Below are 13278 nucleotides of genomic sequence, written 5' to 3' on the forward strand. Positions count from 1 at the left end.
GGTAAACCATGCAAAACCGTTTGACTATTAAGGACATTGCTCGCATGAGTGGAGTTGGAAAATCCACGGTTTCGCGGGTACTCAATAATGAAGGCAGTGTCAGCCCACAGACGCGTGAGCGAGTCGAGGCGGTTATTCGTCAGCAGGGTTTTACGCCGTCTAAATCTGCCCGAGCCATGCGGGGGCAGAGCGACAAAGTGGTGGGGATAATTGTCTCCCGTCTGGATTCTCCGTCCGAAAATCAGGCAGTGCGCACCATGTTGCCGCTGTTTTATCAGCAAGGTTACGACCCGATTCTGATGGAGAGTCAATTTGATCCCGCCCTCGTCACTGAGCATCTGCATATACTGCAACAGCGTAATGTGGATGGCGTGATTCTGTTTGGTTTCACCGGGTTAACCGCCGAAATGCTCTCTCCGTGGCAGGAAAAAATGGTGGTGTTAGCGCGGGAATATGAGGGTTTTTCTTCAGTTTGTTATGACGATGAAGGGGCGGTGCGCTTGTTGATGGATAAGCTGCGTCAGGCTGGGCATCGTCATATTAGCTATATCGGCGTGCAGCCAACCGATGCCACTACCGGTCTGCTTCGTCACCAATCTTATCTTAATTACAGCCAGCAACATGGCTTGATACCCACAGTCGCGCTAGGTGAATTGAGTTATCAGAGCGGGTTCCAGTTAGCGCCGCAAGTGATAAAGCCAGATACCTCGGCGTTAGTCTGTGCCTCTGACACCATCGCTATGGGGGTGAGTAAGTACTTGCAGCAGCAAGGGCAGCAACATATTCAGGTTTGCGGCATCGGGAATACACCCCTGTTGCACTTTTTATTCCCCAATAGCCTGTCTGTCGAGCTAGGTTATGGCAGCGCCGGGGTAAAAGCCGCGCAGCAATTGCTGGATCAACTCAATAATAATCAAAAAATTCAACAAATTATCATTCCCGGCCAACTTGCTTGATACCTCTGTTCTCCGCCTGATGTTGCTGACCCTCCCATCCTGAGTGGTGGGGGCGGCTGGTGGTAGTGCAACCCTGAACTTTAGATAAAAAATTGTACAAAAAATTGTCAAATTGTGATCTTTAACTCAAGTTGGGAACGTTCCCATTTCATAAAAATAAATACATAGCTAATCTTTAATGAGCTGAATATTTAATCGGCCATTATTTTTAATTTGTTTTTATTTAAGCCAGAACAGATAGATTTCAGAAAAAATCTTACAACTCAGCATGCTACTCCACCTTTACGAAAGGTACGTTGAAATGAGCAAAGTAAAACAACAAGACATCGATCAGTTGATCGTATTGGTGGGGGGCAGAGAGAATATTGCCACCGTCAGCCACTGTATTACCCGGTTACGTTTTGTGTTAAATGACCCGTCGAAAGCTTCTCCTAAAGAGCTTGAAAAGCTATCGATGGTCAAAGGTTGCTTTACCAATGCCGGGCAATTTCAAGTCGTTATCGGGCCAGAAGTCGATGATTACTACCAAGCATTGATTGCCAAAATTGGCTTGAATGAAGTGGATAAAGAACAGACCAAACTGGCGGCACGGCAGAACATGACGTGGTTTGAGCGCGGAATTTCTCACTTTGCCGAGATCTTCTTCCCACTGTTACCGGCGCTGATTAGTGGCGGCTTGATCCTCGGCTTCCGTAATGTGATCGGCGACATTCCCATGTCTGATGGCAAAACGCTGGCGCAGATGTATCCGGCGTGGAAGACCATTTACGACTTCCTCTGGTTACTGGGCGAAGCCATCTTCTTCTATCTACCTGTCGCGATTTGCTGGTCGACAGTGAAGAAAATGGGTGGCACACCCGTGTTGGGGATTGTGCTGGGTATCACCTTGGTTTCACCTCAGTTAATGAACTCCTATCTGCTAGGGCAACAAATTCCAGAGGTATGGAATTTTGGCTGGTTCACCATTGAAAAAGTGGGTTATCAGGCACAGGTTATCCCCTCGATTCTGGCGGGCTTAGCACTGGGCTGGATTGAAACCAATCTGAAGAAAATTATTCCCGCTTACCTTTATCTGGTGGTGGTGCCGGTGGTTTCTCTGCTACTGGCGGTGTTCCTTGCCCACACATTGATTGGGCCATTTGGCCGCATGATTGGTGATGGCGTGGCATGGGGCGTGAAAGCGGTGATGACCGGCAGTTTCGCACCTATTGGGGCGGCACTGTTTGGTTTCCTGTATGCGCCATTAGTCATTACCGGGGTGCATCAAACCACGCTGGCCATTGATATGCAGATGATTCAGAGCATGGGCGGTACACCGGTTTGGCCATTAATTGCCTTGTCGAATATCGCGCAGGCTTCTGCGGTACTGGGCATTATCATTATCAGCCGTAAGGTCAATGAGCGCGAAATCTCTGTTCCGGCGGCCATTTCGGCCTATCTCGGTGTGACAGAGCCCGCCATGTACGGTATCAATTTGAAATACCGCTTCCCAATGTTGTGCGCCATGATTGGTTCTGCCCTGGCTGGCCTGATTTGCGGGCTAACAGGTGTGATGGCGAACGGGATTGGAGTGGGTGGTTTACCGGGTATTTTATCCATCAAGCCGCAATTCTGGGCAATTTATGCTTTGGCGATGCTGGTGGCGATTGTGGTGCCGCTGGTGCTGACCATCTTGGTTTATAAACGTAAAGATAGCCGCGGCGAATTGCCGGTCTAAGTCATGAACCTCCGCCAGTGGTCATTACCTGGCGGAGTGATTGTTAATTCTTTCGGTTTTTCTACAAATAAGAGTCTGTTATGAATAATCCTATCCCCTGGTGGCAAAACGGTGTCATTTATCAAATTTACCCGAAGAGTTTTCAGGACAGTACCGGCAATGGTTTCGGTGATCTGGCAGGTGTGACGCAACGGTTGGATTATCTGCAAAAGCTGGGTATTGATGCCATTTGGCTGACACCGGTTTATGTCTCGCCGCAAGTGGATAACGGTTATGACGTTGCGGATTACTGCGCTATTGACCCGGCGTACGGTACTTTGGATGATTTTAAACATCTGGTCGCGCAAGCCCATCAACGTGGTATCCGTATCGTGATGGATATGGTGTTTAACCACACTTCCACTGAACATGCCTGGTTTAAAGCAGCACAAGACCGCAACAGCCCCTATCGTCAGTTTTATATTTGGCGTGATGGTGAGGGCGATAATTTACCGAATAACTGGCGCTCAAAATTTGGTGGTAATGCCTGGCAATGGCACGCTGCCAGTGGTCAGTATTATCTGCATTTATTCGCCACCGAGCAGGCTGACCTCAATTGGGAGCATCAGCCGGTACGCGATGAACTGAAAAAAGTGTGTGAATTTTGGGCTGATATCGGTGTAGATGGCTTGCGGTTAGACGTCATCAATCTGGTGTCTAAACAGCAAGATTTCCCGGACGATTTTGACGGTGATGGCCGCCGTTTTTATACTGATGGCCCACGTATCCACGAATTTTTGCAAGAAATGAGCCGCGATGTGTTTCAGCCGCGCGGCCTGATGACCGTGGGCGAGATGTCCTCCACTCGCCTTGAGCATTGTCAGCGGTATGCCGCCTTAGGGGGTGATGAGCTGTCGATGACCTTTAATTTCCACCATTTGAAAGTGGACTATCTCAATGGCGAAAAATGGTCGTTGATACCACCGGATCGTGTTGAGTTAAAACAGATTTTTAACCAGTGGCAGCAGGGCATGCATAACCGGGCATGGAATGCGTTGTTCTGGTGTAACCACGACCAGCCGCGCATTGTGTCGCGTTTTGGTGACGAAGGGGCGCTGCGCCTACCTGCGGCCAAGATGCTGGCGATGGTGCTGCATGGGATGCAGGGCACGCCCTATATTTATCAAGGCGAAGAGATTGGGATGACCAATCCAAACTTCAGCTCGATTGATCAATATCGTGATGTTGAAAGTTTGAATATGTTTGCTGAGTTAAGTGCTCAAGGGCGCGATTCTGACGAGTTACTGGCGATTTTAGCGACGAAATCCCGTGATAATGGCCGTACGCCAATGCAATGGGATCGCCGCCGTAATGCTGGATTTAGCCAAGGGACACCGTGGATAGAGCCTTGCAGTAATTATACTGAGATTAACGTTGATGCCGCTTTGGCAGATGCTGACTCGGTTTTTTATGCCTATCAATATCTTATCGCCCTGCGCAAACAGCATGATGTGTTCACCTTTGGTGACTATCAGGATCTTTGCCCACAGCACCCTGATTTATGGTGCTATTTGCGCAGCTGGCAAGGCAAGCAGCTACTGGTGGTAGCGAATCTGAGTGCTCAAGCGCAGCAATGGTCGCCAGAGGGGATTGAACTGGATGGTAACTGGCAATTGTTGATGAGTAGCTATGGCGAAAGTGCTTTCCAGCCACAAGAAATGACACTGCGGGCGTTTGAGGGGATTTATTGGGTTCGGGGTTAAATGTAGATTAACTGATTTATTTCAAACATATATTGGTACCCAGCTCAGTGCCTGTGTTAACGCAAAAGTTAATATTATCTTTTGCGTTAAGTTAACTTATGCGATAATTCGAACAGCATAAGGAGCATGCAATGTTCGAACTTTTATATCATCCAGAAGCTGTACAGGAAGTGGCGGATTTACCGGATATTCTCCGAGGTAAAATGGCCAGGCTATTGGAACAGTTGGAGTGTCGGGGGAATGATTTGCGCTTTCCTCTGACTCGCCCAATCAGAAATGGATTATTTGAATTGCGGGCGTCTGGAACTGATATAGCACGGACGTTGTTTGTTTTTCAGCAAGGGAAGCAAATTTTTATCTTGCGGTGTTTTATCAAAAAGTCAGAAAAAACACCCCCAAAAGAGATTATGCTGGCCTTACAACGATTGGAGGATTTAACTGATGCCTAAAGTCACTGCAGTGAGCCACACTGAGGTCAAAAAACGTCTGTTAAATACGCCAGAGGCCATTGCCGCCTATGAAGAGGCGGCTGATGAATATGCGCTGCTTGAGCAGTTAACTGAATGGCGTACCAAGGCGGGCCTCACGAAAGCGGATGTTGCTCAACGTATGGGGGTTAAACCTCCGGCGATAAATCGCCTTGAAAACAATATCACCAAAGCTTCATGGCAAACCTTAAGGCGCTATGCCGCAGCTTGTGGTGTCTCGTTGGCGATTATTGCGCGTTCATAATTCAGTAACTTAATGAACACTGTGGAGTTTTGTGGGCTCTCAAGTGATTACAGCACGAGAAAGTGTGAGCCCCCCCAAATCACGCCCCCAGTTTTAGTGGCGGTAATTGAGAAAAAATACTAACCAGACCTTCACCCCACCCTTTGCGGATCATCATAAAATAGGGGTGATCTTCGGTGATCCGATACTGTTGTTCGGTGCTAAAACTGTCGAGTGGGTAGATCATCACATCCAGTGGCAACCCCACCGACAAATTACTGCGCAAGGTTGAATCCATCGAGATCAACGCGCACTGCATTGCTTGCTCCAGAGGGGTGTCATAGCCCAACACGCGATCAATAATCGGCTTGCCGTACTTACTTTCGCCAATCTGAAAATAGGGCGTATCCTGCGTGGCCTCAATAAAATTACCTTGCGGATAAATATGAAATAGCCGCAGTCCTTCGCCTTTAATTTGCCCACCTAACAGTAAGTTACAGTTGAAATCGGTCCCGCCGCTGTTTTGTTGCGCGCCACTGTCCCGGTTAATTACCTCCCTCACTGTTTCGCCCAGTAATGTGGCGGCTTCGTACATTGAATGCACGTTCATCAGGTTGGTTTGTTCCGAGTCCAGACAGCGGCGTTGCAGCAAACTGACAATGCTCTGTGTGGTAGCCAGATTGCCCGCACTTTGCACCACCAGCGTTCGTTCGCCATCTTGCTGAAAGAGATGCAATTTTCGGAAAGTGGAAATATGATCCACTCCGGCATTGGTACGGGAATCTGAAGCAAACACTAGCCCGGACGACAGCCGCATGGCCACACAGTAGGTCATAATATATACCCTTATCTATTAGGTTGTTCGCCGTCAGTAGCACGTTTATTGCGACATATCTTGTCGCGGATTGGATAACATATGCACAGCAGCAATGGTTTGCATATCTTCATAACCACCGCCACGGCGAATACCGCGCACCGGACAGGCATCCAGATAATCGATACCCACCGCCAGTTTCAGATGCTGATTCGGTTTACAGGTATTATTGGTGACATCAAAACTCTGCCAATGCCCATTCAGCCACACTTCCGCCCAAGCATGGGTCGCCACATGACTAGAGGATTCTGTATAAAGATAGCCGCTAACATAGCGCGCCGGAATATTTAAACTTCGGCAACAGGCAAGAAAGACGTGGGTATGGTCCTGACAGACCCCTTGTTCAGCAGCAAAAGCCTGAGCTGCGCTGTCTTGCACTGTTGTCGTGCCTGGGCTATAGGGCATTTTAGCCAGTAACTCCCCCATCATTTGGGTCAGACAATCTAACTGGGCCTCTGCGCTGGTGACGCCCTGACAATAGCCCGCGGCAAATTGGCGGATGGCTGAATCGGGTTGAGTCAGTGGGCTATGGCGCAAAAAGACCAGTGGGGAGAGATGGTCGCCGCTGTCATCCTCAACATTGTCTTCAATGTCTACCACGCCCTGAGCTTGAATGGTTATGGCCTGATGCGGCTTATCCAATGTCAGCACATGCAGTACATTGCCGAAAGCGTCCGTGGTGCAAATTGCGTCTTCCGGCAAGGTTAATTGCCAAGACAAAATGCGCTGATGAGCGGAATCCTGCGGGGTCAGACGCAAATACTGAGTGCTGTGCTGCACCAACTGGGCATAAGTGTAATGGGTACTGTGATCGACATTCAGTCTCATTGGACCTCCAAATAGGTTTGACGAATGCTGTCAGCGATAGCATTTATCTTGCCTAAAAAATCCATCAGATAGACGTGCAGGCCATCGGCCATGACATCGGTGATGCTGCTAAAACGTAACTCGGCCAGCAAAATACTGACTAAGCGCCGAGGCTGATTGCTACGATTGCCACCAATCAATGCCAATTGCTGCTCCATATCATTGATGCAGGCCAGCAGAGATCGTGGGATTTCATTGCGTAAAATCAGTAGCTCAGCAATGGCTTCCCGGCTCAGTTGTTGCTTATACAAACTGTGGTAAGCCTCACGGGCACTGACGGCCCGCAACAAGGTGTCCATCCGGTAATATTCGCGCACTGGATCATCGTCACTATCCAGCAACTGATTTTTCACATCCAACAGACGGGCGGTACTGTCAGCTCGCTCAATCAAGGTGCCCAGGCGAATAAAATAGAGCGCATCACTGCGCAGTAAGGTGCCATACACCGCACCACGAAACAGATGTGAGCGCTCCTTAACCCAGTCAAAAAAGGCATCAATTCCGGCGGCGCTGATTCCTTGACGGCGTAACTGTTTCATCTCAATCCACGTGGCGTTAATGCTTTCCCACACCTCTGACGACAAACTGCCCCGCACCGCATGAGCGTTATTCCACGCCATCTGTAAGCAACTGAAAATACTGCTGGGATTGTTGCTATCGAGCACGAAAAAGTTCAGCAGGTGGGTCATGGAGACCTGCGGATAATGCTCGGCAAATAGCGCCTGAGTATTGCTCAAGCTAAGAGGCACCAGTAAATCAAAATTTACGCGATTGCTGGTGGGCATCATCGACAGGCGGTTGGTGACATCCAGTACCCGGGTAATGTTCTCTGCCCGCTCGAGATAACGGGCCATCCAATAAAGCTCACTGGCTGTTCGGCTTAGCATGCATCATCCTCCAATACCCAGGTATCCTTGGTTCCGCCGCCTTGTGAGGAGTTAACCACCAGCGAACCTTCGGCTAGTGCCACGCGAGTCAGACCGCCGGGAACCAAGCGAATTTCTGCACCAGACAGAGCAAAAGGACGTAAATCAATGTGGCGCGGAGCCAGTCCGCTGTGAACAAAGGTGGGGCAGGTCGAGAGTGCGAGAGTCTCTTGTGCAATGTAGTTTTGTGGCCGAGCCAGTAGCAATTGGCGGAATTGGGCAATTTCGGCTTGTGTCGCCGCCGGGCCAATCAACATGCCATAGCCGCCAGCACCATGGACTTCTTTGACGACCATTTTTTCAAGATTGGCTAATACATAGGAAAGATCAGCGGGTTGACGGCATTGCCAAGTGGGAACATTTGCCAGAATAGGTTCTTCGGCAAGATAAAAACGAATCATCTCCGGCACATAAGGATAGATAGATTTATCATCTGCAACACCGGTACCAATAGCATTGGCTAATACCACTCCACCGGCCCGATAGACCGATAACAATCCGGGAACCCCTAGCATCGAATCAGGGCGGAAGGCCAGTGGATCAAGGAAGGCATCGTCGACTCGCCGATAGATAACATCAATCTTACAAGGGCCGGCGGTGGTGCGCATAAACACCGCCCCTTCTTTGACGAACAGATCGGCACTTTCGACCAGTTCGACGCCCATCTGTTGCGCCAGAAAACTGTGTTCAAAGTAAGCGCTGTTAAAGCGCCCGGGAGTCAATACCACCACGGTAGGTGAGTTTACTGGCGTGCTTTCACGCAGGGTTTGCAACAGATGAGAAGGGTAGCGCTCGACTGGAGCGATGCGCTGTTCGGCGAACAGTTCCGGGTAGAGCCGCATCATCATTTTGCGGTTTTCCAGCATATATGAGACGCCGGATGGAGTGCGCAGGTTATCCTCCAACACGTAATAGAGGCCATCACTATTGCGCACCATATCCACGCCAATAATATGTGCATAGATGTCGCGGTGCAGATTTACTCCCTGCATGCAGGGCTGATATTGGTCATTAGCCAACACTTGTTCAGCCGGAATAATGCCCGCTTTGAGAATATGCTGTTCGTGGTAAATATCATGTAGAAAAGCATTGAGCGCTTGAACACGTTGGCGAATGCCACGGTCAAGCATTTGCCATTCGCTGGCGGGAATAATGCGCGGCACACTGTCGAACGGGATGAGCCGCTCTGCGCCGTCATCGTCACCATACACGTTAAAGGTAATGCCCACCCGGTGAAACAGCAGCGCAGCTTCTTCGCGTTTACGCGCAATGGTGAGCTGATCGGCCTGTTGTAACCATTGCCAGTAAGCATCGTAATGGCCTCGGTGTTTCCCCTCAGCCAGTAACATTTCATCGAAAAATCTGGATACGGAAAGGTCGATGTTCAGCATTCTCACCTCGCTAACAGAACAGGCTGTATTCGGGATCACGCATAAACTGTGCCAGCTCGTAAAACAGGCAAAATAAGAGGGATTAGAGCGATTTCAGCACTATTTGGGTGCAAGTAGTGAGCAGGGTGCTTTATTACTGAGCAGGAAATTGCCACATACTGATCATTATGATCTGCAATAGCGCATTGAGAAAGGTAGAGCGGAAATATTAGCAAATGGCTGGTAATCAGATTACCAGCCCTGTGACATCAGAATTAACGACGCACTGCGATAGCTTCGATCTCGATTTTGACATCTTTTGGCAGACGAGCAACTTCAACACATGAGCGCGCAGGGAATGGCGCATTGTGTTCAGTGAAGAAAGCTTCGTAAGTGGCGTTAACTGTACTGAAATCATTTAGATCTTTAACGAATACCGTGGTTTTCACGATGTCGGCAACTTTCAGGCCTGCCGCTTCGACGATCGCTTTCACGTTTTCCAGTGACTGGCGCGCCTGAGCTGAAACGTCATCTGCGACCAGACCGGTTTTTGGATCAACCGGGATCTGACCGGAAGTGATGATCATGCTGCCCAGATCGACACCTTGAACATAAGGGCCAATAGCGGCAGGGGCGAGCTCAGTGCTGATAATGCGTGACATGTAGACTCCTGATTTACGGGTAATGGTAGGGGGTAAGAATTATCTCCACCATTATAAAGATGAGGGGGATTACGGCAACCCACTCAGACTAAGTTTGCTTATAGCCCGTAACTGTAAATATTTACGGGCAGCAGTATTCATCTGAGTTGCGGATTAATCCGCTGGTAACGTTAATCGGCTTGTAGCACGACCTGATGGTCGAACTCTTTCTCGCAATATTTACATTTAAGGTAGATATCACCCTGCTTAGCGGTCACTTTGAAGCTGGAATCCACCGGCTCATTGTGGCTAATACAGTTGCTGTTAGGGCAGGTGAGTACCGCGTCAATATGTTCTGGCAGGCTAAGTGTTAGCTTCTTTACCACTTCGTAGTTGTCGATGCGGTTAACGGTTGCATCCGGTGCATACATGGCCAATTGGTTGGCTTGTTGTTCGGTCAGGAAGGTATTTTCTATTTTAATCAGATCCTTACGACCTGAGCGTTTTGACGGCAGATTCAGCCCGATAGTAATGCGCTGGTCAGTCGCGGTCAATTTGAACAGCGACAACAATTTGAACCCGATTTGTGCCGGAATATGGTCAATCACGGTGCCGCATTTAATCGCTTCAACCTGTAGTTTATAATCCTGAGTCATATTCAATCCCCCCTTAAAGAGCCAATTCTTGGTTTAATACCAGTGCCAGCAGCGCCTGACGAGCAAAAATCCCATTACCAGCCTGTTGGAAATAGTAGGCATAAGGGGTTTTGTCGACATCGGTGGTGATTTCATCAATACGTGGCAGTGGGTGCAGCACTTTTAGATTATCCCGTGCGCCATTCAAGTCTGCGGCGCGTAGGACAAACTGCGCTTTGACGTTGGCGTACTCTGATGGGTCAAGGCGCTCTTTCTGTACGCGGGTCATGTAGAGAATGTCTAATTCTGGCACCACTTCTTCAATGCTTTCGTGCAGGCTGTATTCGATGCCTTTTTCTTCCAGCATTTGTAGGATATAAGCAGGCATTGCCAAGGCATCTGGGGCGATAAAGAAGAAGCGGTTGCCATTGAATTTTGCCAGCGCTTGCGTCAGTGAGTGTACCGTGCGGCCATATTTTAGGTCACCGACCATGGCGATATTGATGTTATCCAGTCGCCCTTGGGTTTCCTGAATGGTGAATAAATCGAGCAGAGTTTGGGTCGGATGTTGGTTGGCACCATCACCGGCATTCACGACTGGGACATTACCGGAGAACTGGGCGGCCAGACGAGAAGCGCCTTCTTGTGGGTGGCGCATGACGATGGCATCAACATAGGTGCTGATCACTGACATGGTATCTGCCAGTGTTTCGCCTTTTTTCCCAAGCGAGGTATTGCTGCTGTCCGAAAAACCCACGACCGAGGCGCCCAAGCGGTGAATGGAAGTTTCAAATGACAAACGGGTGCGGGTTGAGGCTTCGAAAAAGCAACTGGCGATCACTTTATGTTTCAACAACTCAGGCTGCGGATGGCTTTTTAGGCTGGCGGCAGTGCGCAGTACCAGTTCCAGTTCCTCGCGACATAAGTCGTTAATTGAGATGATGTGCTTGTGATACAACGGGTTGGCCATTTTCGCTCTCCTCTGTGGTTACCCGTGGTATCGGGCTACCTTAATTTTTAATCAGTTGTCATGGTGTTGAATTGGGTGCCAATCAGCAGACAAAAAAAAGCCCCTCAATGAGGGGCCTTACAGGATCGGTTTAGCAACGGGAGAAAGAACGGCAGCTGGCTGCCTGCTGGCAGGCAATTTTGTCGACCATAGATAGGGTCATTTTCAACAAAACGCGCTTGGCTTTTCATCATATCTCCCGGCAAATTGTGGCGAATTATACTCGCGTGTGATTTCTCCGCAAGAGGGGAAAGCCGCATTTTTTATGATGAGCAAACGATTACTTAGCCTATTTTGATTTTAAATATATTTTATTAAGGTGGGGAGAGGGTTGGATACCGGATATTGGATCAGGTTGCGGTTGATATTTATCCGGTGGCTAGTCTAATAGCAGCTGAAATCTGAACTAACTTCGCCCATCACAGATTATGTGAATGGAGAACCTTAATCCTCATCAAACCCTGAATTAAACAACTCAATAACCGCAGTCAGTGCTTGAATCTCATCAGGCCCAGTGGCCTCCACCTCAATCTGGCGACCTTTGGCGGAGTCGAGCATCAGCAGTGCAATCACACTGCTGGCTTCGGCTTCGGTACCACTGTCATTGCGTAACATCACTTCAGCATCAAAACTCTGCACCAGCTCGAACAATTTCATGGCGGGTCTGGCGTGCATCCCCAACTTGTTTTTGATCTCAACGGTCTGTTTGACGGTCATTATTTACGCTTTTCCAGAGTGCGATGACGTGATTGGACATTCTTGCCGCGGGCGCGGAAATAATCGGCCAATTGTTCAGCAACATAGACTGAGCGGTGTTTACCACCGGTACAACCAATAGCCACCGTCAGATAACTGCGGTTGTTGGTTTCCAGCATCGGCAGCCACAGTTCCAGATAGCTGCGAGTCTGATAAACAAAGTTATGCACTTCAGTATGGCGATCAAGGAAGGAGATAACCGGCTTATCCAAGCCTGTCATTGGGCGTAATTTCGGGTCCCAATGTGGGTTTGGCAAGAAGCGCACGTCAAAGACATAATCCGCATCAATAGGAATGCCATGTTTAAAGCCAAAGGATTCAAACACCATTGTCAGCTCACGCTCGCGTTTGCCCAACAGGCGGGTACGCAGCATTTCTGCCAACTCATGGACTGACATTTCTGAGGTATCAATGATCAAATCAGCCCGTGAGCGCAAAGGCTCTAGCAAGGCGCTCTCTTCATCAATAGCACTTTCTAATGATAGGTTTTTGGTCGACAGTGGGTGCAGACGACGGGTATCACTGTAGCGACGAATCAGGGTATTGCGATCAGCATCCAAAAACAGCAGCTGCGGTGAGAAGCTCTCAGGCAGTTGAGTCATGGCATGTTCAAATACCTCAGGAGATTCAGGCATATTGCGCACGTCAATGCTCACTGCGGCGGAGATATTCCTCTCGGCAAGTGTACTCGCCAATTGCGGCAGCAGAACCACAGGCAAGTTATCGACGCAATAAAAGCCCATATCTTCCAATGCGCGCAAAGCAACAGACTTCCCTGAACCGGAACGGCCGCTGACAATCATCAGCACCATGTGAGTGACTCCCCTTGGTATCTTATGTGCCCTGCGTACTTGAAGCCGCAGGGGTGTTAGCTACGCTCTTTCACCCGAATCACTTACTTGGGTAAGCTCATAGGGACTCATTTGCTTGCTGCCTACCCGCGACTCCAATTACTTTGGGCAGTATCCTGCGTACTTGAAGCGCAGGGGTGTTAGCTACGCTCTTTCACCCGAATCACTTACTTGAGTAAGCTCATAGGGACTCATTTGCTTGCTGCCTACCCGCGACTCCAAT

14 protein-coding genes are annotated in these 13278 nt (G+C 49.2%); 5 read left to right on the forward strand and 9 right to left on the reverse strand.

The features are described from left to right. Positions 1-8 precede the first annotated feature (8 nt). From treR to FTA96_RS21935, 5 genes are all read left to right on the forward strand, one after another. Entirely contained in the window at positions 9-956 is a 948-nt protein-coding gene (gene treR, locus FTA96_RS21915) for a trehalose operon repressor TreR (RefSeq protein ID WP_050111164.1), read from the forward strand. A gap of 301 nt (positions 957-1257) precedes the next feature. Next, positions 1258-2673 (forward strand): PTS trehalose transporter subunit IIBC, encoded by a 1416-nt coding sequence (gene treB, locus FTA96_RS21920; RefSeq protein ID WP_050111170.1) that lies wholly within the window; start codon positions 1258-1260, stop codon positions 2671-2673. 80 nt (positions 2674-2753) lie between these two features. Further along, positions 2754-4415 (forward strand): alpha,alpha-phosphotrehalase, encoded by a 1662-nt coding sequence (treC, locus tag FTA96_RS21925; protein WP_145574889.1) that lies wholly within the window; start codon positions 2754-2756, stop codon positions 4413-4415. Between the two features lie 131 nt (positions 4416-4546). Then, positions 4547-4864, forward strand: coding sequence for a type II toxin-antitoxin system RelE/ParE family toxin (locus tag FTA96_RS21930; protein WP_050111174.1), 318 nt, complete (start codon positions 4547-4549; stop codon positions 4862-4864). Continuing rightward, positions 4857-5147, forward strand: coding sequence for a helix-turn-helix domain-containing protein (locus FTA96_RS21935; RefSeq protein WP_050111176.1), 291 nt, complete (start codon positions 4857-4859; stop codon positions 5145-5147). Before FTA96_RS21930 ends, FTA96_RS21935 begins: the two co-directional genes overlap by 8 nt. A 79-nt stretch (positions 5148-5226) precedes the next feature. On the opposite strand, the gene FTA96_RS21940 is transcribed toward FTA96_RS21935, so the two are convergent. From FTA96_RS21940 to rapZ, 9 genes are all read right to left on the reverse strand, one after another. After that, positions 5227-5961, reverse strand: a complete 735-nt coding sequence (locus FTA96_RS21940; RefSeq protein ID WP_050111177.1) for a proteasome-type protease — start codon at positions 5959-5961, stop codon at positions 5227-5229. A gap of 45 nt (positions 5962-6006) precedes the next feature. Continuing rightward, entirely contained in the window at positions 6007-6828 is an 822-nt protein-coding gene (locus FTA96_RS21945; RefSeq protein WP_050111179.1) for a transglutaminase family protein, read from the reverse strand. Beyond that, positions 6825-7754, reverse strand: coding sequence for an alpha-E domain-containing protein (locus FTA96_RS21950; protein ID WP_032911548.1), 930 nt, complete (start codon positions 7752-7754; stop codon positions 6825-6827). Before FTA96_RS21950 ends, FTA96_RS21945 begins: the two co-directional genes overlap by 4 nt. Beyond that, entirely contained in the window at positions 7748-9184 is a 1437-nt protein-coding gene (locus FTA96_RS21955; protein WP_050111181.1) for a circularly permuted type 2 ATP-grasp protein, read from the reverse strand. Before FTA96_RS21955 ends, FTA96_RS21950 begins: the two co-directional genes overlap by 7 nt. A 254-nt stretch (positions 9185-9438) precedes the next feature. Further along, positions 9439-9825, reverse strand: coding sequence for a 2-iminobutanoate/2-iminopropanoate deaminase (gene ridA, locus FTA96_RS21960; protein ID WP_050100626.1), 387 nt, complete (start codon positions 9823-9825; stop codon positions 9439-9441). A 170-nt stretch (positions 9826-9995) separates the two neighbouring features. Then, a complete protein-coding gene (pyrI, locus tag FTA96_RS21965; RefSeq protein ID WP_004710945.1) occupies positions 9996-10460 on the reverse strand; it encodes an aspartate carbamoyltransferase regulatory subunit in 465 nt (154 codons plus the stop codon). Positions 10461-10473: 13 nt separating this feature from the next. Beyond that, the gene (pyrB, locus tag FTA96_RS21970) at positions 10474-11409 is read right to left on the reverse strand and encodes an aspartate carbamoyltransferase (RefSeq protein ID WP_004710944.1); all 936 of its coding nucleotides are present in this window, start codon (positions 11407-11409) and stop codon (positions 10474-10476) included. Positions 11410-11892: 483 nt separating this feature from the next. Further along, positions 11893-12165, reverse strand: coding sequence for a PTS phosphocarrier protein NPr (gene npr, locus FTA96_RS21975; protein ID WP_032911546.1), 273 nt, complete (start codon positions 12163-12165; stop codon positions 11893-11895). Then, positions 12165-13016: an RNase adapter RapZ gene (rapZ, locus tag FTA96_RS21980; protein WP_050111184.1), complete on the reverse strand. Its 852-nt coding sequence runs from the start codon at positions 13014-13016 to the stop codon at positions 12165-12167. Before rapZ ends, npr begins: the two co-directional genes overlap by 1 nt. Between the last annotated feature and the right edge of the window lie 262 nt (positions 13017-13278).

The sequence above is a fragment of the Yersinia alsatica genome, assembly GCF_902170305.1.
GTDB lineage: Bacteria > Pseudomonadota > Gammaproteobacteria > Enterobacterales > Enterobacteriaceae > Yersinia > Yersinia alsatica.